At 72.9% G+C, this 23,119-nt stretch carries 16 protein-coding genes, 1 other RNA gene and 1 pseudogene; 10 read left to right on the forward strand and 8 right to left on the reverse strand.

The window, feature by feature from the left end; genetic code table 11:
• The first annotated feature begins 68 nt into the window (after positions 1-68).
• Positions 69-650 (forward strand): hypothetical protein, encoded by a 582-nt coding sequence (locus VMR06_RS03800; RefSeq protein ID WP_325373165.1) that lies wholly within the window; start codon positions 69-71, stop codon positions 648-650.
• 55 nt (positions 651-705) lie between these two features.
• Here VMR06_RS03800 and VMR06_RS03805 read toward each other — a convergent pair whose 3' ends face one another.
• The 5 genes and pseudogenes from VMR06_RS03805 to VMR06_RS03825 form a co-directional block, all read right to left on the reverse strand.
• A complete protein-coding gene (locus VMR06_RS03805) occupies positions 706-3,462 on the reverse strand; it encodes a serine/threonine-protein kinase (RefSeq protein WP_325373167.1) in 2,757 nt (918 codons plus the stop codon).
• A complete protein-coding gene (locus tag VMR06_RS03810; protein ID WP_325373169.1) occupies positions 3,459-4,022 on the reverse strand; it encodes an ECF-type sigma factor in 564 nt (187 codons plus the stop codon). The genes VMR06_RS03805 and VMR06_RS03810 overlap by 4 nt, the downstream gene beginning before the upstream one ends.
• A 362-nt stretch (positions 4,023-4,384) precedes the next feature.
• Positions 4,385-5,197 carry a ribonuclease H-like domain-containing protein gene (locus tag VMR06_RS03815; protein ID WP_325373171.1) on the reverse strand — a complete coding sequence of 271 codons (813 nt, stop codon included), beginning with the start codon at positions 5,195-5,197 and terminating at the stop codon, positions 4,385-4,387.
• Between the two features lie 5 nt (positions 5,198-5,202).
• A pseudogene (locus VMR06_RS03820) lies at positions 5,203-7,584 on the reverse strand (DEAD/DEAH box helicase); the annotation flags it as partial.
• 87 nt (positions 7,585-7,671) lie between these two features.
• Entirely contained in the window at positions 7,672-8,229 is a 558-nt protein-coding gene (locus VMR06_RS03825) for a flavin reductase family protein (RefSeq protein WP_325373173.1), read from the reverse strand.
• 145 nt (positions 8,230-8,374) lie between these two features.
• Here VMR06_RS03825 and VMR06_RS03830 point away from each other — a divergent pair, with 145 nt between their 5' ends.
• Positions 8,375-9,253 (forward strand): aldo/keto reductase, encoded by an 879-nt coding sequence (locus VMR06_RS03830; RefSeq protein WP_325373175.1) that lies wholly within the window; start codon positions 8,375-8,377, stop codon positions 9,251-9,253.
• Between the two features lie 1,319 nt (positions 9,254-10,572).
• On the opposite strand, the gene VMR06_RS03835 is transcribed toward VMR06_RS03830, so the two are convergent.
• Entirely contained in the window at positions 10,573-11,253 is a 681-nt protein-coding gene (locus VMR06_RS03835) for a YceH family protein (protein ID WP_325373177.1), read from the reverse strand.
• 189 nt (positions 11,254-11,442) lie between these two features.
• Here VMR06_RS03835 and VMR06_RS03840 point away from each other — a divergent pair, with 189 nt between their 5' ends.
• On the forward strand, positions 11,443-11,799 hold the full coding sequence (locus VMR06_RS03840) for a DUF1428 domain-containing protein (protein ID WP_325373179.1): 357 nt from the start codon (positions 11,443-11,445) through the stop codon (positions 11,797-11,799).
• Positions 11,800-12,062: 263 nt separating this feature from the next.
• On the opposite strand, the gene VMR06_RS03845 is transcribed toward VMR06_RS03840, so the two are convergent.
• The gene (locus VMR06_RS03845) at positions 12,063-13,373 is read right to left on the reverse strand and encodes a hypothetical protein (protein WP_325373181.1); all 1,311 of its coding nucleotides are present in this window, start codon (positions 13,371-13,373) and stop codon (positions 12,063-12,065) included.
• 419 nt (positions 13,374-13,792) lie between these two features.
• The gene (locus VMR06_RS03850) at positions 13,793-14,338 is read right to left on the reverse strand and encodes a hypothetical protein (protein ID WP_325373183.1); all 546 of its coding nucleotides are present in this window, start codon (positions 14,336-14,338) and stop codon (positions 13,793-13,795) included.
• A 115-nt stretch (positions 14,339-14,453) separates the two neighbouring features.
• Between VMR06_RS03850 and VMR06_RS03855 the strand changes: the two genes are divergently transcribed.
• From VMR06_RS03855 to VMR06_RS03885, 7 genes are all read left to right on the forward strand, one after another.
• Entirely contained in the window at positions 14,454-15,014 is a 561-nt protein-coding gene (locus tag VMR06_RS03855; protein ID WP_325373185.1) for an ECF-type sigma factor, read from the forward strand.
• Positions 15,011-17,806, forward strand: a complete 2,796-nt coding sequence (locus VMR06_RS03860; RefSeq protein WP_325373187.1) for a serine/threonine-protein kinase — start codon at positions 15,011-15,013, stop codon at positions 17,804-17,806. The genes VMR06_RS03855 and VMR06_RS03860 overlap by 4 nt, the downstream gene beginning before the upstream one ends.
• 148 nt (positions 17,807-17,954) lie before the next feature.
• Positions 17,955-19,181, forward strand: coding sequence for a Kelch repeat-containing protein (locus VMR06_RS03865; protein ID WP_325373190.1), 1,227 nt, complete (start codon positions 17,955-17,957; stop codon positions 19,179-19,181).
• Between the two features lie 20 nt (positions 19,182-19,201).
• Positions 19,202-20,488, forward strand: coding sequence for a choice-of-anchor Q domain-containing protein (locus VMR06_RS03870; RefSeq protein ID WP_325373192.1), 1,287 nt, complete (start codon positions 19,202-19,204; stop codon positions 20,486-20,488).
• Positions 20,489-20,720: 232 nt separating this feature from the next.
• Positions 20,721-21,076, forward strand: an RNA gene (gene rnpB, locus VMR06_RS03875) — RNase P RNA component class A.
• A 114-nt stretch (positions 21,077-21,190) separates the two neighbouring features.
• Positions 21,191-22,168: a YafY family protein gene (locus tag VMR06_RS03880; protein WP_325373194.1), complete on the forward strand. Its 978-nt coding sequence runs from the start codon at positions 21,191-21,193 to the stop codon at positions 22,166-22,168.
• The gene (locus VMR06_RS03885; RefSeq protein ID WP_325373196.1) at positions 22,165-23,103 is read left to right on the forward strand and encodes a patatin-like phospholipase family protein; all 939 of its coding nucleotides are present in this window, start codon (positions 22,165-22,167) and stop codon (positions 23,101-23,103) included. The genes VMR06_RS03880 and VMR06_RS03885 overlap by 4 nt, the downstream gene beginning before the upstream one ends.
• Positions 23,104-23,119: the final 16 nt, after the last annotated feature.

Consider the following 23,119-nt stretch of genomic DNA (forward strand, 5'->3'; position numbering starts at 1 on the left):
GCGCAATGGCCGCCGCAACGGCGTTCTCTCGTACACCGCTGCATCCCCTCACGAACCGGAGCCGTCCGATGACCTCGATCCCGCTGCGCGCCGCGCTCGCCTTCGCCCTGTGCTTCGCCGTCCGCGACGCCGCCGCCGATCTGCTGATCTACGACGACGCGCTGCGCAACGGCTTCGTCGATCTGTCCTGGCCGGGACCGCTGCCGAATCCCGACATGAACTACTGTGCGACGTTCCACGTGCATCAGGGCGCCTGCACGATCTTCTACAAGGCGCACGACTGGAACGGCCTGTCGTTCGGCCGGCCCGGCCAGCCGCTGACGACGGCCGAGTATCCGCAGCTGATGTTCTGGATCCGCGGCGACGCCGGCGGCGAGCGCCTGACCGTGCATCTGCAGTCGGGCGGCAGCGTCGTCGCGTCGGCACCGCTGGAGATCTTCGTCGCCGGCGGCACGATCGGCAACGGGGCGTACCAGGCTGTCGTGATCCCGTTCGCGGCGGCGCCGCTCGGCTATGCCGGCGCCTTCGACCGCATCGACCTGCAGGACGCCAGCGGCATCGGCGGCGGCGATGCGCAATGGGTCTTCATCGACGAGATCCGGCTGGCCGCCGCGGGCGATGCGATCTTCGTCAGCGGATTCGAGCCTTGATGATGCGCGCTCCGGCACCGTCGCGCAGACGCGGCGCCGTCGCGATCTGCGCCGCTCAGAATCCGCCGAGCTGGCGCGCCAGCTTTTCGGCCGGCACGCGGTTGATCGCCTCGGGCATCAGGCTCGCGCGCAGCACCGGCAGCGCCTGTGCGAGCAGCGTGCGCGCCTGGTCGGGCCGGCCCTGGCGCAGCCGCAGCTGGGCCATCTCGGACCGCGCGACCGCCAGGTCGATCGGCAAGGTCTGGCCGTCGGAGAACGCGGCGATCGCGGTATCGAGATCGCGCTCGGCCTGCGCATAGTCGCCGCGCTGGATCGCGAACGCGGCGCTGGCGCGATGCAGGTGTGCGAACACCGGATGGGTCGGCGGCACCAGCGCGCCGAAGCGCCCGCGCGCTTCGTCGAGCCAGGCCAGTCCCTCCTCGGGCGTGTGCATGCGCGTGGCCAGCATCGCCAGCTGCAGCGTCAGCAGCGCGTACTCGGCCGAATCCACGCCGTCCAGGCGCGCCGCGCGCGCACGCAGGTCCTCCAGGCGCCGGCGCGCCTCGGCATGGCGGCCGGCGATGCCGATCGTGCGCGCCTCGGAGCGCTCGATGCGACGCCGCACGTCGGAGTCGGCCTCGACGCCGCCGGCGTCGAGCCGCTCGCGCGCGGCCGCGAACGCGGCCAGCGCACCGGGATAGTCGCCGGCGTTCTCGAGCAGGCCGCCGCGGTTGCCGAAGCCGATCGCCGCATCGGCCGGCCCCAGGTCGATCTCGGCAGTCAGCGCCTCGGAGCGCGCCAGCATCTGCACGGCTTCCTGATAGCGGCCGAGGTCGTTCAGCACCAGCGCCAGGTCGTTGGCGAGCAGCATCATCCGCGCGCCGCCCGGGCCGATCACACGCTCCTGCACGGCCATCGCCTCGCGCAGCCGGCTCTCGGCCTCGTCGAGCCGACCGCAGGCGCTCAGTGCCGAGGCCTCGGCACGCATCAGCAGCACGCGATCGGGCGAGTCGGCCGCGCGCTCGGCGCCCTGGCGCCAGCCTTCGGCGGTCACCTCGAGCGCTTCCTCGCACTCGCTGCGTGCGCCGAGCAGCGAGGCCAGCGTCGCCGAAGCCTGGATCAGTGCATCGGCGTCGTGCACGTCGCGTGCCTTGGCCAGCGCCAACGACTCGCGCAGCAGCGCGACGGCGCGGTCGTTGTCGCCGCTGCGATGCTGCGCCATCGCCAGCGTGTGCAGGCTGCGCATGCGCTGCAGCGGATCGTCCGGTGCGTACTGCGCGCGCCAGGCCGCGGCCTGCTCGGCCGCCGCCAGCGCGCCGCCGCCGTCGAAGCGCTGGCCGCGCAGGCTGGCCAGCTCGTCGTAGTCCTCGGCCAGGCGCAGGGCCTCCACGCCGTCGCGCGGCACGACGCCGTCGACGCCGCGCTGCATCAGGTCCAGCGCGGTCGATACCTCGCCGAGCTGGTTGTAGAGGCCGGCCAGCAGCCGCTGCACCGACTGGCGCAGCTCGGTATGGGCGCCTTCGCGGTCGAGCTGGGCGCGTGCCGCGTCGAGCAGGTCGCGCACGCTGACCTGGCGGCTCAGCGCCTGGTCCGGCGACGCCGCCGTGAACGCGGCGGTCAGGAAATCCAGCGACGCGCGCGCGGTGGCGGCGTCGCGCTCGGATGCGGCCAGGGCGCGCTGCGCGCCGGCCTCGGCTTCGCGCGCGCGCTGGCGCTCGCGCTCCAGACCGACCACGAACGCGGCCAGCGTGACCAGCGCGGCCAGCGCCAGTGTCACCGCGAGCCGATGGCGCGCGACGAACTTCGCGAACCGGCGTCGCCGCGTCAGCGCCGCGGCCAGCACCGGGCGGCCTTCGCGATAGCGGTCGATGTCCTCGCGCAGCTGGGCGGCGCCGGCGTAGCGATTCTCGGGCCGCTCGGCGCAGGCCTTGGCGATCACGCCGGCCAGCTCGACGTCGAGCGGCAGCGGCGGCACGCTCGGCTCGCCGTCGCCGCGCGCCTCGCGCTGGCCGGTCAGCATCTCGCGCAGCAGCACGCCGAGGCTGTAGAGGTCGCTGGCGGTCGTGATCGGCGCGCCGGCGCGCTGCTCGGGGCTGGCGTATCCCTGGCTGAACACGCGCGTGGAGGTCTCGCGACGCGCCGAGTCATCGGACTCGACCAGGCGCGCGATGCCGAAATCGAGCAGCTTGACCACGCCCTGATGGGTCACGGCGACATTGGCCGGCTTCAGATCGCGATGGATCACCAGGCGCTGGTGCGCGTGCTCGACCGCGTCGAGCATCGCGCGGAACAGCAGCAGGCGCGCATCGAGCGCCGGCGCGGCGGTTCGCACGTATTCGAGCAGGCCCACGCCGTCGACGTACTCGATCGCCAGCCACGGCTGGCCGTCGGCGCTCTCGCCGCCGTCGAGCAGGCGCGCGATGTGCGGATGGTCGAGCGTGGCCAGGATGCGCCGTTCCTGGCGCAGCCGGCGCATGCCGTCCTCGGTCGGAAAACCGCGCAGCAGCTTGATCGCGACCTGCTGGCTGAAGCTGCCGTCGTCGCGCTCGGCCAGGAACACCGTGCCCATGCCGCCGGCGCCGATCTCGCGCAGCAGGCGCCAGGCACCGAGGCGGCCGTCGCCGATGCGGCGCAGGCGCATCGCGCCGGCCGCGACCGCCGCCTCGATCGCATCGTCCTCGGCGTCGGCGTCGGCGGCGAGCAGCCGGCGCAGCTGCTCGCGCTCCTCGGCGGTCAGCGACAGCGCGTCCATCGCCTGCTCGCGCGCGTCGGGCGCGACCAGGCGCAGCCGCTCGAAATGCGTCGCGTAACGGTCGAGCGGCGAGGGCGTCATGCGTCCAGTGCCGTGCGCAGCCAGGCCCGCGCCAGCCGCAGATCGCGGTCGACGGTGCCTTCGGAGACCTCGAGCGCGGCGGCGACCTCGGCGCGGCTCAAGCCCCCGAAATAGACCAGCTCGACGATCTGCGCGCGGCGCGAATCGGTCTCGGACAACTTGCGCAGCGCCGCGTCGATGCGCATCAGCTCGGCGTCGTTCTCCGGCTGGGCCACGTCGCGGGCCGCGTCCAGATCGATGCGTTCGGCGTCGCCGCCGCGCTTGTCGGCCTGGCGCCGCCGCGCCGCATCGACCAGCACCTGACGCGTGGCCTGGGCCGCGACGTGGAAGAAATGGCGGCGGTTCTCCCAGTCCGCGCCGGCGCCAAGCAGGCGGATCAACGCCTCGTGGGCGATGTCGGTGGCGCTCAGCGTCGCCTGCGGCATGCGCCGCATCGACTGCGCGGCGATCGCGCGCACGTTGGCGTAGACACGCTGCATCAGCAGCTCGCGCGCGCCCTCGTCGCCGCCGCGCCACGCCGCGATCAGCCGGGTGACGTCGTGTTCGCCGGGGTCGGCCATCAGCGCTCCGGGATCGCGAAGGTCAGGATCGGCGCAGTCTAGCAGCGACCTGCGCGAGCCGATCGTGCGTCGGTCGACCGCGGCGCTGTGCGTTGGATCACGCCGGCTGCGTCGGCCGCGTCACGCAAAACGACTGCGCGTCGCACGCGCGGACGATCGAGCCGGCCGGTCGCGCGCCCGGCGTATCGGCGGCGCCGCGGCGGCCGGGCAGGGCCGGCTCGACGCGCCGACCGCTTCGACCGGGCGAGCGAAACCGCGAATCCGGCCCGCGGTCTGCCGGACCGATCCGCGCGGCAGGCCGGAGCGGCGTCCGCCGCCCGGCGCGATGCGTCCGTACGGAGGATCGTCCTCGTGCGGTGCGCTTACGAGGCCGCCGGCACCGCGGCCAGGTGATCGAGCAGCAGCACCAGGCTGCGCAGATCCTGCGCGTTGTGGTCGAGCACGCGGCCGAGCGGCGTCGCGCTGATGCCGCGCAGATAGCTCAGCCAGGCCGCCGGCGCCTCGGCGCCGGGCAGGTCGTCCTCGCGCACGACGCCCAGCGCCTGGCGCTCGATCGTCGCCAGGCGGCAGTTCTCCCAGCGGCCGCGGTAGCGCCGCCGCGTCGGATACAGCAGGTCGCAGTGGCCGCGTCCCTCGATCGGACATGGCAGCCGGTTGAGCCGGAAGCGCCCTTTCAGCAGCGGCGCATCGTAGGAGCGTCCGTTGTACGAGACCAGGATCGCCGCGGGCGGCAGCCAGCCGGCGAACGCGGCCAGCATCGCCGGCTCGCCGGCCAGCGCGGTCAGGTAGAACTGACGCATCCGCAGCACGCCGCCGTGCCAGCGCGCTGCGCCGATCATGAACGCGCGTGTGCCGACGCCGCCGGCCAGGCCGGTGGTCTCGGTGTCGAACCAGACCAGGCGTTCGCGCGCGACCTCGCCGTCCTCGCCCCACGGCAGCCGCACGGTCGGCGTGGCCGGCCAGGCATGGTCCGCCGCGACGTCCTGCACACCGGGTGCGAGTGTCCGCCCGGCCGGCGGCGCGAGGCTGGCGCGGCTGCGCCGCTGGCGGCCGGCGATCAATGCGCGCAGACGGTCCGCGGTCGCCGTTGGCACAGCAGCGGTCGCGGAGCGTGCCGGCGCAGCCGCGCCGGCCTGCGCGGCCAGCGCGCGCAGGCGATCGGCCAGCGCGCTCACGGCGCCAGCAGCCGCAGCACGGTCGCGGCCAGCATGCGCGGCGTCGGACCGGCGTCCGGCAGCGCCAGCACCGGACCGACGCAGGCCGGGCAGCCGGCCGTGCAGGCGCAATCGGCGACCAGCGCCTGTGCGTCGGCAAGGATCGCCGCGGCCTGCGCGAACAGCGGTTCGCTGAGGCCGATGCCGCCCGGATGGTTGTCGTAGAGATAGACCGTCGGGTTGAACGCGGCCGCGGCCGGATCGATTCCGGCGGCGGCGCGCCACTGTGCGCGGCCACCGGCGTCGCGGCCGGCGAACCAGGCCGCGTCGCCGGAGCCGACCGCCTGGCGCAGGTCGCGCGCCTCGGCCATCACGCGCAGCGAGGCCACCGTGTGCAGCGCGTACGCGGCGCCGAGAAAGCCGTCCAGCGCCTGCTGTCGCGACGGCAGCACGTCGGCCAGCGCGGCCTGCGTCAGCTGCCACCACACCGCGGTGGTCTGCAGTTCCTGGTCGGGCAGGTTGACCGGGCCGTAGCCGATGTTCTCGTGCGAGTAGAAGCGGATCTTCTTGTAGCCGGCGACGTGGCGCACGACGTGCACCTCGCCGTGATGGCAGGTGCCGGCGCCGGCGCGGCGGCCGTCGAAGCGGTCCAGCACCTTGAGGTTGGTGTGGTCGATCGCGTCAGTGTAGTAGTCGACCTCGGTGCGCCGCACGAACGCCTTGCGGCCGTCCCAGTCGAGCCGCTCGACCTGGTAGGGCTGCGACTGGATCAGGTGGATCGCGCCCTCGTACAGCGTCAGCGCGGCGGCGCTGTAGTCGACCTCGGCCAGGATCGTCTGGCGGCCGTCGGTGCGGTCGACGACGACGAAGTTGCCGTCGGCGACCGCGCGCAGGCTGACCGCCTGCGCCGGATAGCTGTCGGCGATCCAGTCGTAGCGGTCCGCTTCGCGATGCAGCACGCCCGACTCGGCCAGCACCTCCAGGAACGGATCGGCGCTCTCGCCGCCGAAGCGCTCGCCGGCGCCGAACGGCAGCTCGAACGCCGCGCAGCGGATGTGGTCGAGCAGGATCAGCAGCTGGTCCGGCGCGATCCGCGCGGTCTCCGGCGGTGCCTGCTCGAAGAACTCCGGATGGCGCACCACGTACTGGTCCAGCGCCTGGCTCGACGCGACGAGGATGCCGAGCGAGGGCTGCTGGCGGCGGCCGGCGCGGCCCAGCCGCTGCCAGGTGGCGGCGATCGAGCCCGGATAGCCGTTGAGGACCGCGACGTCGAGCGCGCCGATGTCGACGCCGAGCTCGAGCGCCGAGGTGCTGACGACGCCGTCGATCGCGCCGGCGCGCAAGGCGCGCTCGGTCGCGCGGCGCTCGGTCGGCAGATAGCCGCCGCGATACGCGCGAATCCGCTCGGGCTTGCGCGGATCGTGGTCGAACACGTCCTTGAGGTATTTGGTCAGCACCTCGACCATCAGCCGCGACGAGGCGAACACGATCGTCTTGAGGCGCGCGCGGATCGCGTGGCGCGCCAGTCGCGTGGACTGCGAGCGCGCCGAGGCGCGGATGCCGAGGTCCGGATTGACGACCGGCGGATTCCACAGCACCACGTGGCGCTCGCCGCAGCCGGCGCCGCTCTCGGTGATCGCCTGCACCGGCACGCCGAGCAGCGCCTCGGCGTGCTCGCGCGGGTTGCCGATCGTCGCCGAGCACGCGACGAAGCGCGGCGCGACGCCGTAGAACGCGCAGATCCGGCGCAGCCGGCGCAGCACGTTGGCCACATGCGAGCCGAACACGCCGCGATAGGTGTGTATCTCGTCGATCACGACGTAGCGCAGCGATTCGAAGAACTGCGCCCACTTGGTGTGATGCGGCAGGATCGCCTGGTGCAACATGTCCGGATTGCTGACGACGACGTCGCCGTGCAGGCGGATCGCCTGGCGCGCGTCGCTCGGCGTGTCGCCGTCGAACGTGAACGTGCGCACGCCGAGGTCGCCGGCGCGGTTGAGCTCGAGCAGCTCGGCGACCTGGTCCTGCGCCAGCGCCTTGGTCGGAAACAGGTACAGCGCCTTGCCCTCGCGCCGGCGCACGGTCTCGAGCACCGGCAGGTGGTAGCACAGCGACTTGCCCGACGCGGTCGGCGTGACGACGACCACGTGCTCTCCGCGCGCCAGCGCGTCCCAGCTTTCGCGCTGGTGGCTGTACAGGCGCTCGATGCCGCGCGCGGCCAATGCGCGGCGCACGCCGTCGCCGAGATCGTCCGGAAACGCGGCGTAACGCGCCGCGCGCGCCGGCAGCGTGAACGCACCGGTGATGCGGTCGCCGTAGCGCTCGCGCAGCCGTTCGGCCAGCGAGGCGGCGGAGCGGACCCCGAGGTCCGCCCGCTGGGCGGTCAGTACGGCGCGTTCGGGGAGCATGCAGCGGGCCTTCGGCGAAACCCTGGCTTATCGCCGGCGGTCGTCTCACCGGATGAGACGGCGCTTGCGCCGCGACGGCGCCGCCCGCTACAGCATCTCCGGCTTGAAGCGTCCGCGCCGGCTGATCGTGCGGCGGCCGATCAGGAACTCGCCGTTGCCGCGGTAGTGCAGCGTCTCGGGCACGCGCGGGCGCGCCGCGACGTGCGCCTTGACCACTTCCCAGATGAACAGGCCGTGGCGGCCGATCTGGCTGCCGTCGGCCAGGCGGCACTCGAAGCTGGCGTGGCAGTCGGCGATCAGCGGCGCGTCGACATGGGTCGCCTCCGCGGCGGTCAGGCCGAAGCGCGCGAACTTGTCGACCTCCGCGCCGCTGCAGTTGCCGATGTCGACGACGGTGTCGACCATCGCCGCGGTCGGCAGGTTGATCACGCACTGGCGGCTGCGGCGGATCAGCCCGAAGCTGTGGTTGGCCTCCCAGATGTAGCAGCCGAACAGGGCCGGCTCGAAGCCGAGCATCATGTGCCAGCCCATCGTCATGATGTTGCGGCGGCCCTTCCAGGCGGAACTGACCAGGACGACTGGTCCGGGCTCGAGGTAGCGGCGGATCTCGGTGAGCGGGAAGTCGGTCCGGACCGGCAGTTTCATCGAATCGCTCCGTGGTACGTCGCGGCCAGCTTAGCGCCGGTTCGCGTCGGGCACGGACGCGATGCGGTCCGGCGTTCATGCACCGGATCGGCTTGAATTCGCCTGCGGCCGGCCCACGTCGAAGGCTCCCGTCCGGAGAAACCTCATGCCCACGACGACCGCGGCCCGTTCCGGCCGCTTCACGATCGGCGGCGATCTCGCCGTCAACCGCCTCGGCTTCGGCGCGATGCGCGTCACCGGCGCGGGTATCTGGGGCGATCCGCCCGACCGCGCCGAGGCGCTGGCGACGCTGCGCCGCGTGCCCGAGCTCGGCATCGACTTCATCGACACCGCCGACTCCTACGGACCGGACGTGTCCGAGCCGCTGATCCGCGAAGCGCTGCATCCGTACCGCGATCTCGTCGTCGCGACCAAGGGCGGCCTCGCGCGCACCGGCCCGGACCGCTGGATTCCGCTCGGCCGTCCGGAATACCTGATCCAGCAGGCGCACAAGAGCCGTCGTCTGCTCGGCGTCGAGCGCATCGACCTGTGGCAGCTGCACCGCATCGACCCGAAGGTGCCGCGCGACGAGCAGTTCGGCGCGGTCAAGGAGCTGATCGACACCGGCGTGATCCGCCACGCGGGCCTCAGCGAAGTCTCGGTCGCCGAGATCGAGGCCGCCGCGAAGGTGTTCCCGGTCGCGACCGTGCAGAACCGCTACAACCTGGTCGACCGCACCAGCGAGGCCGTGCTCGACCACTGCGAGCGCCACGGCATCGGCTTCATTCCGTGGTTCCCGCTGGCCGCCGGCGACCTGGCGCGTCCCGGTTCGCTGCTCGACCGCCTCGCGCGCGAGCACGGCGCGACGCCGAGCCAGATCGCGCTGGCGTGGATCCTCAAGCGCAGCCCGGTGATGCTGCCGATTCCGGGCACCGGCAAGGTCGCGCATCTGGAGCAGAACGTCGCCGCGGTCGACGTCGCGCTCGACGATGCGGCGTTCGCGGCGCTCGATGCCGAAGGTCGTGCGGCGTTCGCACGCGGCTGATGGCACCGTCCGGTGTCGCGCTGCATCGCGCCGCCGGCGACCTGCGTCTCGTCGCCGGTGGTCGGGATCTGACTTCGTCGGCACTTGGCGCCCGTCCATCTTCGCCGTTCGTCTTCGAGCGAACGATCGACGTTCGTTCGCGAACGAACGACTCGGGTGTTTCTTCTTAGGTGGTCGGCATCCCTGCCTGTTTTCCGCTCGCTCCCGCGAGCGGGTCACTTTTCTTTGCGTGGCCACAGCGCCGCAGGAGCGGCGCGAACGGCGAAGCCGGCCCGAAGGGCGGAGCGCAGGATGCGCGGAGTCAAGAAAAGTAACCAAAAGAAAGGCCACCCCGGTACCGCGGTCTCCGGGCATCCTGCCCTTCGACTGCGCGAAGGCGCTCCGGGGGTCCGCTGACGGCGCATCCTGCGCCGACAGCGGACTGGGCCACGTCCTGTGGCCCACCCTTCGGGCCTTTCCTGCGCACCTTCGCCGCGGCACAGGGGCCCCGTGGGCGCGCGTCCTGCGCGCTCAAGCGAGAGCGAGAGCGAGAGCGAAGAGGCGCGGTTGCCTGCGCAGAATGAGTGAGTGTTGATGAAAGCGGAACTTGAATTGAAAGCGACAGCGAAAGAGCAGGGGCAGGGCGCAATCGACGCCGCTTTTGCTGTTGCTTGATCTTCTGCGCGCAGGAAGCGCGCTCTCGGGTCCCGTCAGACGTGGTGGGACGGGGCCGAAAAGCCCGCAGGGGCGCGGGCAGGGAGGCCCGCGCGTTCGTCGTCAGCACAGGAGGTGCTGTCGACGAACCTCGGCTCCGGCCCACGAACCCGCAGGGCACGTCTGTGGGGTGCCCTTTCTCTTGGTTACTTCTCTTTGGGCACGCAAAGAGAAGTGACCCGCTCGCCTGGAGGCGAGCGGAAAAGGGCAGGGACGCCGACCGCCTACGAAGCGAAACCGCGGATCGGCAGCAACCCAAACCCATCCACGGGGGAGCGAGCGGAAAACAGGCAGGGATGCCGACCGCCTACGAAGCAACAACCACCCCAACATCGAACCGACTTCGCCGCTCCAGCGGCGCTGTGGGCACGCGAGAAAGTGACCCGCTCGCCCGGAGGCGAGCGGAAAAAGGCACGGATGCCGACCACCTACGAAGCAACAACCACCCAAACATCGAACCGGTTTCGCCGCTCCAGCGGCGCTGTGGGCACGCGAGAAAGTGACCCGCTCGCCCGGAGGCGAGCGGAAAAAGGCACGGATGCCGCACACCTGAGAATCGAAACCTACAGGTGGGTAACAGCCGAAACCCACCCCGCTCGCCCGCAGGCGAACCCAAAACAGCGACCTCAAATCCCCGCCGCCCCCAGCCGCGCACGCATCTCCTCCAGCTCCGCGCGCAAACCTTCCAGATCCCCTTCCAGCTGCGCGACACGTTCGGCCAGTCCTCCGCGCGCCGAACCCGATGCATCGGCCGCCGCCGTCGCCGCATAGGCGTCCGCATCGACCGGCCCGCACAGCAGATGCATGTAGCGGTCCTCGCGCTGTCCCGATGCGCGGCCGAGGTTGACGGCCAGCGGCGGTTCGCGCTGGGCGAGACGGTCGAGCGTGTCGCGCACGTCCTCGACGCTGGGGAACTCGGCCAGACGCTCGCTGCGTGTCAGCAGTTCGTTGAGCGTCTGCGGGCCGCGCAGCAGCAGCAGGCCGAGCACCGCGCGCTGGCGGGTGGTGACGTTGAAGCCGGCGTCGAAGCGGTGCTCGTAGCGCGATACGCGCTGCGACGACGGTGCGACGCGCACCAGCTCGCGCGTCTCCAGGTCGCGCAGCGCATGGGCGACGGCGCCGGGATCGAGCTGCAGCACCGGCTCGCGGCTGGTCTTCTGGTTGCACGCGGCGACCAGGGCGTTGAGCGTCAGCGGATAGACCTCCGGCGTGATCGCGGCCTTCTCGATCAGGCAGCCGAGGATGCGCGCCTCGATCGCGTTCAGCGGCGCGGGACCGGCAGTGGTTTCGGTGGTGGATTCGTCCACGGCAGCCTCGCAACGGAAAAGGGGCCGGAGTGTAACCGAGCACGGCGGCGCACCCGACTGTCCGTGCCGGCATCGGCGAAGACTGCGTTCCCGATCGCCCTCGCCGCGGCGGCGCCGCGGCCTTTCCGGTTCCGTTGCCGGCGGCGCGGCGTATGATCGCCGGCACATCCGATCACGAGGAGACGCGTCATGAGCTACGTCGACGGTTTCGTGCTGCCGGTGCCGAAGGAGAAACTGGCCGAGTACCGCGCGCTGGCCCGCAAGGCCGGCAAGATCTGGAAGGAACACGGCGCATTGGAGTACGTCGAATGCGTCGCCGACGACGTCAAGCCCGGCAAGCGCACCTCGTTTCCGCAGGCGGTCAAGCTCAAGCCGGACGAGGTCGTCGTGTTCTCGTGGATCGTCTATGCCTCGCGCGCGCAGCGCGACCGCATCAACAAGAAGGTCATGGCCGATCCGCGTCTGGCCCATCTGACGCCGCAGACGATGCCGTTCGACGGCAAGCGCATGTTCTGGGGCGGCTTCAAGCCGATCGTTTCGCTCTGAGCACAGGCCGCGCGCGTCCTCGCGGCGACGCGCGCGGCGAGCAAGCAGTCCGGTTTCGTGAGGCCGCCGGTGCCGGTTGCGGCGCAGATGCGTTGACGTCCGGTCGGCCCACATGCGATCGGCGACGCGATCGAGGCCGCGGCACCGGCGTTGCGCGCCGTCGTCGGGAGCTCCGTCTCAGCGCTCCTCGTCGCCGGCACGCAGCGACGTCGTGAACGGCGCGGTCGCCAGCGCGCGGCGTACCGTCGCACGGTTGCGTCCGCTCAGCGCGGCTCGAAGTCGTCGGCGAACAGGTTCTCGCCGCAGGCGCCGTCCGCGTCGTAGCGCTGCACGACGACGCTGCCGGCGTCGCTGGTGCCGACGACGGTCCAGCCTTCGGCACCGGCGACCGCGCCGCTCAGGCTGCCGAGGTCGGGCAGCCTGCTGCGCTGACGGCACAGCGCACCGTCCGCGTCGAACTCGGCCATCGTCGCGTAGGTGCGGCCGCCGCCGCCGGGGATGAATGCGTAGCCGACCAGCAGGCTGCGTCCGTTCGGCGCGATGGCCTGGGCCATCGGCAAGCCCGCCACTGCCGAGGCCACGTCGCTGAGCGTGTCGCCGGTCGCCGTGTCGATGCGCAGCAGACGCAGCACTTCCGGAGGATGCACGGCGATGCGCAGATCGCCGTTCGGCGCGAGCACGGGCGTCCAGCCCGTGAACGTGGAAGACTGCTGCGACTGATTCGACAGCACGCGTGTCCACAGCCGGCTGCCGTCGGCCCCGATCTTCCAGGCCATCACGCCGGGCGTACCGAGGTGCGTCTCCGGCGAGCCGACGAGCAGCGCGGCGCCGTCCGCCATCGTCGTCAGCCAGGCGGCGCCGAGCGGGTTGCCGATCTCGCCGAGCTCGGTGTCGGTGTAGACGATGCCGCCGTCGGCGCCGAAGCGCACGGTCCGGTAGCCGCCGCCGATGGTGTCGCCGCGGCCGGCGACGATCGCGCCGCCGTCGGGCAGGGCGACGATCGAATCGGCCGTGGCGACCTCGTCGGCAGCGGTCCAGCGCCAGGCCGGCAGTGCCTGGCCGGATGCGTCGAAGCGCGGCACGACGAAGTCGGTGCCGTCGTCGGCGCGCATCAGCAGCTCGCCGGCCGGCGTCTGCGCGAGCTGCCGGGTCTGGAAGAAGCTCGGCTCGACCCAGAGCACGGCATCGCTCGCGCCGGCCTCCCAGACCAGGGCGCCGCTGAGGGCGTCGATCGTGCGCACGAACGGCGCCGTGAAGCCGCCGACCAGGGCCACGCGATGATCGGCCAGCAGCACGACGTCGGCGGGTGGGCCGGGCCGGTCGGGACGCTCGTGGACCCAGCCGACCGTACCGTCGGCTTCCAGCCGCAGCACGCCGGCGCGCGTACTGCCGCTGCGCAACGGCTCGACGCCGACGAACAGCGCGCCGTCGTCGGCGCGGCGCAGCACGCCCGGGAACGTCGCGGACGCGTCCGCGGCGTTCCATGTGGTCGTCCAGACCGGCTCCCAGGCCGGATGGGCGCCGGCGGAGCCGGTCAGCAGCGCCAGCAGCAGGCCCCGTGCGCGAATCGACATGCGGTGTTCTCCTCGTCGGTCGATCACCGATACGCAGTCCGGCCCGCCGAATCCCAATGCGGTGAGGCCGCCGCGTGCCGCTCGCTGTGCGGCGGCGCACGATCACCGCATCCTAGCGCGTCGGGCAGAGATCGAGTCACGCCGGCTCATGCACGCGGCGTGTGGCTCGACCGGCCGGTCTACCGGCGGGCGAACGCGCGGGCTGTCCGCGGTCCGCTGGCGAGGCGGCGCGCGACGCGGCCAGCGACGCCGATTCCGGGCCGTCGCCCGATTCGCGCACCGATGCTGCGGCGGGCGGACGCGACAGGACACGCCGTCCGGACCGTCGCCGGCCTGCCGACCGCGACGCCGGATTCTCCCGACTGGAAAAACCGTGCACCTGCCACGCCGCCGCCGGGTCCGCCGCATCGGCCGGCGGCTCAGCGCTCCGGAGCCGAAGCCGGCGTCGGCGGCAGCAGCCGCGCGCCGCGGAAGTAGCGCACGCGCAGCTCCAGGCCGCGCGGGCTGCGGCCGACGTAGACGTAGCCGTTACGCCAGACCGGCGCGCGGCCCCGGTCGCGAAAGCGCGGATTCTCCAGTTCCAGCAGCACGCCGATGCAGGCCGGCTGCCGCGTCGCGGCCTGCGCCTCGAGCAGCGCGAACGAGCGCTGCAGCAGCGCGTAGGCCAGCCGCGTCGTGCGCCAGCGCGCACCGACGAAGGTGCGCCAGTAGTACAGCGGCTGGCCGATCTGGGCCAGCGTGAGCGGGCGTGCCGTGCAGACGCCGGCGACCTCGCCGGCCGCATCGCGCGCATGCAGCACGACCTCGCGCACGCGCGCTTCGCGGACCGCCGCCTCGGCGATCGCGCCTTCGCGCGTCCAGAACGCGAGCACGGCGGCCACGTCCTCGGCAGACGGCACATCGCCGTGCGCGACGAAACGGAACGCAGCGCGCTCGGCATCGCAGGCGGCGGTCGGGTCGGTCATCGGCGCTCTCGGGCAGGGGTTTGATGGCATGATCGGGCATCCCGGACCGGCGCGTCGAATCGCGCGCGGCCGGCGACGCGGCGCCGCGGCGCACTGGTAGCGGGTTGAACGATCGATGGGCGACGGGACGGACGTGACCTTGATGCTGCGGCGCTGGCGCGACGGCGACGCGTATGCGCTCGATGCGCTGCTGCCGGCGATCTACGGCGATCTGCGCGCGCTTGCGGCGCGCCGTCTGGCCGATCATCCGGAGCAGCGCACGCTGCAGCCGACCGCGCTGCTCAACGAGATGTTCCTGCGCCTGTTCGACGCCGACCGCCTTGCGATCGCCGACCGCGAGCACCTGTTCCGCCTGGCCGGCCGCACCATGCGCCAGATCCTGGTCGACCGCGCGCGCCGCGCGGCGGCCGACAAGCACGGCGGCGCCTGGCAGCGCGAGGACATCACCGTGGCGCTGAACCTGCCGCTGCCCGACCGCACCGACCTGGGCCATCTCGACGAGGCGATCGGTCTGCTCGAACGGATCGACGAGCGCCTGGCGCGCATCGTCGAACTGCGCTACTTCGTCGGCCTCAGCGTGCCCGAGGTGGCCGGCGTGCTCGGCGTCGACGAACGCACCGTCTACCGCGACTGGGCGCTGGCGCGCAGCTGGCTGCGCACGCGCCTGGAAGCATGAGCGAGGACCTGTTCCAGACGCGCTACGCCGATGTGCGTGCGCTGTTCCACGCCCTGGTCGAGGCCGCGCCCGAGCAGCGCCGCGAACGCCTCGCCGCGGCCGATCCGGCACTCGCAGCGGCGGTGCGGCGCCTGCTCGAGGCCACCGTCGACGACGGCGCCGAAGAGCCCGCCGCGCCGCAGGCCGCGGGACTGGCGCCGGGCGCGATCGTCGGCGGCCGCTACCGCATCGTGCGCCTGATCGGCGAGGGCGGCATGGGCGAGGTCTATCTGGCCGACCGCATCGACGGCATCGAGCAGCGCGTCGCGCTCAAGTCGATGCGCGGCTCCAGCGCCGCGCTGGCGACGCGCTTCGTCCGCGAGCGGCAGATCCTGGCGCGGCTGGGCCATCCGCACATCGCGCATCTGACCGACGGCGGCCTGGATGCCGGCGGCACGCCGTGGTTCGCGATGGAGTACGTCGACGGCATCGCGATCACGCGTGCCTGCGATCGGCGCCGCCTGGAGCTGCGCGCGCGCGTGCGCCTGCTCGTGCAGGTGTGCCGCGCGGTGCAGTTCGCGCATCGCAATCTGGTGCTGCATCGCGATCTGAAGCCGTCCAACATCCTGGTCGACGCCGACGGCGCGCCGAAGCTGCTCGACTTCGGCATCGCCAAGCTGCTCGACGACACCGCGCCGGACAGCACGCAGACGGTCACGATGACGCCGGCCTACGCGGCGCCCGAACAGCTGCGCGGCGAGCCGCTGACGATCGCCAGCGACGTCTACCAGCTCGGCCTGGTGCTGTATGAACTCCTGGCCGGCGTGCCGGCGCATGCGCTGCGCCGCCACGGCGCGCTCGCGCGCGAGGCCGGCCTGCCGCGGCTGGAGGCCGCCTACGCGCAGTTGGCATCGGACGCAGGGGCGCGCGTCGCGGCCGATCGCGGTCTGACGCCGCCGGCGCTGCGCCGCGCCTTGCGCGGCGACCTGGAGCGGATCGTCGCCAAGGCCACCGCGGCCGATCCGCGCGAGCGCTACGAGACCGCGCAGGCGCTCGGCGAGGATCTCGAGCGCTGGCTCGGCGGTCTGCCGGTGCTCGCGCAGCGCGGCTCGTTCGGCTATCGCTTCGGCAAGCTGCTGCGCCGCCATGCCGCCGCTGCCGCGGCGATCGCGGTGCTGGCGATCGGCCTGCTGGTCGCCAGCGGCTACGCGCTCGATCGCGCCTATCGGGAGCGGCGCCAGCGCGAGCGCGCCGAGACCGTGCTGTCGTTCGTGCGCGACGTGTTCCGCCAGGGCGATCCGCAGAACGCCGACGCCGCCGGCGCTGGCACCGTCGAGCTGTTCGAGCGCGCCGCGCGCGCGCTCGACGGCCGGACCGATGTCGACGACCTGACCCGCGCCGCGCTGCTGCGCGAGATCGCCGGCGTGATGGCCGCACTCGGCCGCGAGGACCGCATGTTGCCGCTGGCCGAGCGTGCCGTCGCGCTGCTCGAGCCGGTCCGCGACCGGCAGCGCCGCGACTATCTGGAGAGCGTCGACGCGCTGATCGGCGCGCTGCGCGAGCAGGGCCGCGTCGACGAACAGTTCGCGCTGATCGCGCGGGCGCTGCCGGTGGCACGTGCCGAGGGCGATGCCGAGCGGCCGTGGGCCGGCGTACTGCTGATGCACCGCGGCTATGCGCAGCTGCAGCGCGACGACGCGGCGGCCGCCGAGGCCGATCTGGACGCCGCGCTGGCCGCGTTCGCGCGTCACGGCGGGCCGCCCGGCGCCGAGACCGCGTTCGCGTTGTTCTATCGCGCGCTGGCGGCCAGCCAGCGCGGCGAGTACCGGCGCGCGCTGGGACTGTTCGAGCAGTCCGCGGCGATCCAGGCGCGCACACCGGACGCCACGCGCAAGGACCGCATGGTCACGCGCGAGATCATCGCGCGGCAGACCTGCCAGCTCGGCCGCGCGGCGGCCGGCGTGGCCGGGCTCGAGGCAGTGCTGGCCGATTTTCGCGAACACCTGGGCGATGCCAACAACCGCACCGTGATGACCCAGGTCTCGCTCGCGCTGTGCCACGCCGGGCGCGGCGACCTGGCCGCGGCCGATGCCGAGCTCGACGCGGCCGCGACCGCGCTGGCCGGCGGCGGCGTGCTGACGCCGGTGCAGCGCGTGCATTTCCAGGACACGCGCAACCGCCTGGATCTCTACGCGCTGCGCCTGGCGCGTGCGCTGCCGGCCGCGCGCGACAACCTGGCCGCAGCCGAGGCGCTCGGCACGCCGTGGCCGTACGTGCCGCGTGCCGGCTGGGTGCTGGCCGAGGCCCTGCTGCAGGCCGATCGCTGCGCCGAGGCGATGCCGCTGATCGAGCGCGGCCTGGCCGACGTGCAGGCGATGTACGGCGCCACGCCGAGCGCCTTGCGCGGCGATCTGGAGGACACGCTCGGCCGCTGCCTGATCCGCCAGGGCCGCGCGCAGGCGGCGATCGCGCATCTGGATCGTGCGGTCGCCGAGCTCGAGGCGGCGCAGGATCCGGTTGCGCCGGCGATCGTGCGCAGCCGCATCCACCGCGACTGGGCCGCGGCGCTGGCCGGCGCCGATCGTGGCCGGCTCGCCGATCTGGCCGCACGGCGCGCAGCCCTGGTCGCCGCGCTCGGCGCCGAGGACGTGGTCCAGGTCTGGCAGCTGGACCTGCTGCTCGACGCGCTCGACCGCCAGCTCGGCGGCCCCGGCATCGACGCCGAACGCCGGGCCCGCGCCGAGGCCGGCCTGCGCGCGCTGGCGCGCGAGCCGCAGCGGCCGGCGTTCTTCGGTCTCAGCGGCCTGGCCTGAGCCTCGCCGGCCGCGTCGCGACGGGCTCGGTCACGATCGTGTCAGGGTTCGGCGCACGATCTCGTTAATGAGATGCCGAGGCGCCGCAGCGCAGCGGCGGCCCGCCGCGGCGGGTGATCATCGCTTCCACTTCGAGCCCGCCATCGCCATGAATCCGAAACGCTTTCTGATCGCCGCCGTCCTCGCCGCCGCCGCTCCGGCCTACGCCGCTCCGGTCGTGACCTTCCTGCCGGGCACGCCCGCGCAGGTCCAGCCGGCCGTCGCCGGCCCGCTGCCGGCCGGCGGCGCGACCGCGATGCTCGGGACCGGCCGCTACGGCCATGCCGCCTCGACCCTGGCGGACGGCCGCGTGCTGATCGCCGGCGGCAACAACGGCACCGAGATCCTGCGCACCGCCGAGATCTACGATCCGGCGGCCGGCGCCTTCGCCGCCACCGGGCCGATGCTGTACCGGCGCATGTACGCCGCCGCCGCCACCGTGGTGCTGGCCGACGGCCGCGTCCTGGTCAGCGGCGGCTGCGTCAACCTCGGCGGCAGCTCCGGCGGCTTCCAGGTCTGCCAGGGCGTGCCCAATTCGGAGATCTATGATCCGGCGACCGGCCAGTTCGCGGCGACCGGCGCGCTGGGCGCTCCACGCAACCTGCACACCGCGACGCGGCTCGCCGACGGTCGCGTGCTGGTCGCCACCGGCACCGACTCCAATCCTGCCGATCCGCAGTGGATCCTGGTCGCCGAGGTCTACGATCCGGCCAGCGGCCAGTTCGCGCCGACCGGTGCGGTGGCGATCGGCCGCGCCTACGCGACGGCGACCCAGCTGGCCGACGGCCGCGTACTGATCGCCGGCGGCCAGACCACCGGTGCCCAAGCGGTGGCCGCGGCCGAGCTCTACGATCCGGCGACCGGTCAGTTCAGTGCGACCGGATCGATGGCGATCGCGCGCATCGCGGCGACCGCCACGCGCCTGCCGGACGGCCGCGTGCTGATCGTCGGCGGCTTCAACGGCGACCTCGAGGTCGGCGTCGCCGAGGTCTACGATCCGGCCACCGGCCAGTTCTCGACGCTGGCCGCGCAGCCGGTGTTTCCGCGCTACTACCACACCGCCACCGCGCTGCCGGACGGCCGCGTCGTGTTCGCCGGCGGCAACCGCAACTCTCAGCCGGTCGCGCCGGTCGAGCTCTACGACCCGGCGCGCGACGCGTTCGAGGTAATCGCCGAGCTGACCCATCCGGTGGTGTTCCACAGCGCCGCGCTGACCGGCGGCGGCGACGTGCTGATCGCCGGTGGGCTGGACGCGGGCATCGTCTCGCGCCCCGACACGCAGCGCATCATGGTCACGCGCGCCGACGCGCTGTTCGCCGACGGGTTCGAGCCGTGATGGCGCCCGCAGCCCGCGCGATGAACCCCGCCTCGTCCGACCTCGCCCTGCGGCGGCTGCGCCGCCATCCGCTGGCCGCGGTCTGCTGCGCGCTGGCCCTGGCCACGGCCGTGCCGGCCGGCGCCGCGGTGCTGCCGGTCTCCAGCTGCGACGACGCCGGCCCCGGCAGCCTGCGCGAGGTCGCGCTGTCCGCCGGCCCCGGTGACACGATCGACCTGTCCGCGCTGACCTGCAGCACGATCACGCTGAGCTCCGGCGAGATCGCGCTGAGCGGCGACGTCACGCTGAAAGGCCCCGGTGCCGACGCGCTCGCGATCGATGCCGGCCTTGCCAGCCGCGTCCTCGCCCATGGCGGCGGCCTGCTGACGGTCGCCGATCTCAGCCTGATCAACGGCAAGTACAGCACCGCCGGCGACGCCGCCGGTGGCTGCATCATGTCCACCGGCAGCGTCATGCTCGACCATGCAGTCGTGACCGGCTGCAATGTCATCGCCGGCGAGGGCGGCAGCGCCCGCGGCGGCGGCCTCGCGGTCGACGGTGAGCTGTCGCTGCTGTGGAGCACGATCAGCGGCAATACCGCACTCGCCGACGGCACCGTCGAAGGCGGCGGCGCCCGCGCCGGCAGTCTGCAGACGTTCTACAGCCAGATCCGCGGCAACGAGGCGACGTCCACCTACGCGGTCTCGAGCGCCGGCGGCGCGTCGATCGTCGGATCGACGGTCGTCCTGTCCAGCGCGATCACGGCCAATCGCGCCAGCGAGGCCGCCGGCCTGAGCGCCGGCTCGGCGGCCGAGGACAGCGTGGTGATCCTCAACAGCACGATCTCCGGCAACGAGGCCGCGCTGCGCACCGGCGGCGCGCGGATCGGCGGGCCGCTGATGCTGGTCAGCAGCACGATCGCGTTCAACCTCGATGCCGAGGCGGCCGGCGCCCTGCATCTGACCGCCGGCGCCGACATCCAGAGCACGATCCTCGCCGGCAACGGCGACAACGACCTCGGCGGCGCTGCCGACGCTGCGGTCAGCGGCGCGAACAACCTGATCGGGCAGGCCACGCTGATGGTGCCGCCCGATACGCTGCAGACCGATCCGCTGTTGCTGCCGCTGGCCGACAACGGCGGCTACACGCCGACCCATGCGCTGGCTGCCGGCAGTCCGGCGATCGACGCCGGCAGCAATACGGCCAGCCTGATCGGCGACCAGCGCGGCGCTGCGTTCGCGCGCGAGGCCGGTGCCGCGGCCGACATCGGTGCGTTCGAGGTACAGGTCGGCGGCGACGTCCTGTTCCGCGACGGCTTCGACCCGTAACGAAGCCGGCGCGGGACGGGGCGGCTTCGCCCGTTCTGACTCGTTTCTGTTGGCGCGTTGCCGGCGCCGGAGGTCCGCGCGGTGGCGGCCTCCGGCGCCGGACGACGTTGAGTCGACGGTGAGCGCCGAGCGCGCCGGCGCCGCGCGCGGCGTCATGCCGGCGCTTGCCGCTGGCGGTCGATGACTCCGGCGCGCGCGGCCGGCCGTGGCGCGATCGGGTAGACTGCCCGGCGGAGTCGGCCAGACAGTCGCGTCACGCATCGCGTGCCGAGGAAAGTCCGGGCTCCACAGGGCAGGGTGCCAGGTAACGCCTGGGCGGCGCGAGCCGACGGACAGTGCAACAGAGAACAGACAGCCGAACGGCGTCGCAAGACGTGCGTGGTGATGGTGAAACGGTGCGGTAAGAGCGCACCGCCTGCGGGGCCAACGCCGCAGGGCACGGCAAACCCCACCCGGAGCAAGACCAAATAGGGGGACCATGGCGCGGCCCGCGTCGTCCCCGGGTTGGTCGCTCGAGCCTTGCGGCGACGCAAGGCCCAGAGGAATGACTGTCCACGACAGAACCCGGCTTACCGGCCGGCTCCGCTTCTTCCGGTATGACCCCGGCGGCCGGTCGGCCGCCGGGGCTCGCGCGTGCCGGTCGCGAAAGCGGACGGAGGCTTGTGACACACTTGCCGGCCTCACCGGCCCTCGTCCCTCGCCATGGATCGCTACGAACGCATCCTGACCCTGCACCGCATCCTCAAGTCCGCGCGCTACCCGGTGCCGATGGCGCGGCTCAAGGACGAGCTGGCCTGCTCGCGCGCGACGCTGTATCGCGACGTCGCGTTCCTGCGCGATGCGCTCGGCGCGCCGATCGAGAGCGACGCCGAGCAGGCCGCGATCCGCTACGCCGCCGACGAGGGCGAGCGTTTCGAGCTGCCGGGCCTGTGGCTGACCAGCGAAGAGCTGGCCGCGCTGCTGGCTCTGAACGAGCTGCTCGGGCGTTCCGATCCGGGCGTGCTCGCCGGCGCGCTGGCGCCGTTCCGCGCGCGCATCGAGCGGCTGCTGTCGGACCAGCACAGCGGCCGTACGCTGCCGATCGAGCGCATCCGCGTGATCGCCAGCGGCGCGCGCCGGCTCGACCAGGGCGTGTTCCGCGTGCTGGCCGGCGCCTTGCTGAATCGGCAGCGCCTGGGCTTTCGCTATCGCGCGCGCTCCACCGACGCGCTGACCGATCGCAGCGTCTCGCCGCAGCGCCTGGCGCACTACCGCGACAACTGGTACCTCGACGCCTGGGACCACGGCCGCGACGGCCTGCGCAGCTTCGCGCTGGACCGCATCCGCGATCCGGTCGTGCTCGGCGAGGCCGCGCTCGACCGGCCGGCCGAGGAACTGGACGCGCATCTGGCCTCGAGCTACGGCATCTTCTCCGGCCCGCCCAAGGCCTGGGCGACGCTGCGCTTCTCGCCGCATGCGGCGCGCTGGGTCGCCGACGAGCACTGGCATTCGCAGCAGCAGGGCCAGTGGCTGCCGGACGGCCGCTACGAGCTCAAGCTGCCGTATTCGAACTCGCGCGAGCTGCTGATGGACGTGCTCAAGTACGGCCCGGATGCCGAGGTCGTCGCGCCGGTCTCGCTGCGCGAGGAGATGAAGATCCTGCTGCAGCTCTCGCTCGGCGCGTACCAGGCCGGCGCATGAACGCGCTGGAGGCCACCGGCGCGGCGGCGCCCGGCCGCTCGGTCTCGCTGGTGCTCGGCTCCGGCGGCGCGCGCGGCTACGCCCACATCGGCGCGATCGAGGAACTGACCGCGCAGGGCTTCACGATCGCTTCGATCGCCGGCAGCTCGATGGGCGCGCTGGTCGGCGGCATCCACGCCGCCGGCAAGCTGCCGGTCTATCGCGACTTCGTGCTGCCGCTGCAGCGCATCGGCATGTGGCGGCTGCTCGACTGGACGCTGAGCGGCGGCGGCTTCATCAAGGGCGACCGCATCATCGGCGTGCTCAGCGAGCTGATCGGCGACGTCGCGATCGAGGATCTGCCGATCGCCTACACCGCGGTCGCGGTGGATCTGGACACGCAGCGCGAGGTCTGGTTCTCGCGCGGCTCGCTGTTCGACGCGATCCGCGCCTCGATCGCGATCCCGACGATCTTCCGGCCGCACCACTACCAGGGCCGGCTGCTGGTCGACGGCGGCCTGCTCAATCCGCTGCCGGTCTCCGCGACGCTGCGCGACCTGACCGATCTGACGATCGCGGTCGACGTCGACGCGCCGGACGACATGCCGCTGGAACCGGTCGCGCCGTTGCAGCCGGCACCGCTGCGCGGCCTCGCCGCCCGCCTGGGCAGCCTGTTCGGCCTGCTCGAGCGCGAGGTGACGGTGCCGGCCCGGCGCGAGCGCGAACTGGGCATGATCGAGCTGTTCGCGCGCTCGCTCGAGACCGTGCAGGGCACGATCAGCCGCCTCAAGCTGGCCGCGCAGCCGCCGGACCTGCTGATCTCGATCCCGCGCAGCGCGGCGACGTTCTATGCGTTCGACCGCGCCGCCGACCTGATCGAGCTCGGCCGCCAGCGCACGCGCGAGGCGCTGGCCAACTGGCGGCCGCCGGAGCGGCGCTGGCCGCCGCATCTGTAGCCTCGCCGCGGAGCGC

Source organism: Dokdonella sp. (genome assembly GCF_035511235.1).
Taxonomy (GTDB): Bacteria; Pseudomonadota; Gammaproteobacteria; order Xanthomonadales; family Rhodanobacteraceae; genus Dokdonella.

What these genes read in the sequence shown, in the direction of transcription:
- VMR06_RS03885 (WP_325373196.1), top strand. Translation starts at nt 22,165, where the DNA reads ATGAACGCGCTGGAGGCCACCGGCGCGGCGGCGCCCGGCCGCTCGGTC.
- VMR06_RS03855 (WP_325373185.1), top strand. Translation starts at nt 14,454, where the DNA reads ATGGGCGACGGGACGGACGTGACCTTGATGCTGCGGCGCTGGCGCGAC.
- VMR06_RS03810 (WP_325373169.1), bottom strand. Translation starts at nt 4,022, where the DNA reads ATGGCCGACCCCGGCGAACACGACGTCACCCGGCTGATCGCGGCGTGG.
- VMR06_RS03880 (WP_325373194.1), top strand. Translation starts at nt 21,191, where the DNA reads ATGGATCGCTACGAACGCATCCTGACCCTGCACCGCATCCTCAAGTCC.
- VMR06_RS03840 (WP_325373179.1), top strand. Translation starts at nt 11,443, where the DNA reads ATGAGCTACGTCGACGGTTTCGTGCTGCCGGTGCCGAAGGAGAAACTG.
- VMR06_RS03825 (WP_325373173.1), bottom strand. Translation starts at nt 8,229, where the DNA reads ATGAAACTGCCGGTCCGGACCGACTTCCCGCTCACCGAGATCCGCCGC.
- VMR06_RS03860 (WP_325373187.1), top strand. Translation starts at nt 15,011, where the DNA reads ATGAGCGAGGACCTGTTCCAGACGCGCTACGCCGATGTGCGTGCGCTG.
- VMR06_RS03800 (WP_325373165.1), top strand. Translation starts at nt 69, where the DNA reads ATGACCTCGATCCCGCTGCGCGCCGCGCTCGCCTTCGCCCTGTGCTTC.
- VMR06_RS03845 (WP_325373181.1), bottom strand. Translation starts at nt 13,373, where the DNA reads ATGTCGATTCGCGCACGGGGCCTGCTGCTGGCGCTGCTGACCGGCTCC.
- VMR06_RS03805 (WP_325373167.1), bottom strand. Translation starts at nt 3,462, where the DNA reads ATGACGCCCTCGCCGCTCGACCGTTACGCGACGCATTTCGAGCGGCTG.
- VMR06_RS03865 (WP_325373190.1), top strand. Translation starts at nt 17,955, where the DNA reads ATGAATCCGAAACGCTTTCTGATCGCCGCCGTCCTCGCCGCCGCCGCT.
- VMR06_RS03850 (WP_325373183.1), bottom strand. Translation starts at nt 14,338, where the DNA reads ATGACCGACCCGACCGCCGCCTGCGATGCCGAGCGCGCTGCGTTCCGT.
- VMR06_RS03830 (WP_325373175.1), top strand. Translation starts at nt 8,375, where the DNA reads ATGCCCACGACGACCGCGGCCCGTTCCGGCCGCTTCACGATCGGCGGC.
- VMR06_RS03870 (WP_325373192.1), top strand. Translation starts at nt 19,202, where the DNA reads ATGAACCCCGCCTCGTCCGACCTCGCCCTGCGGCGGCTGCGCCGCCAT.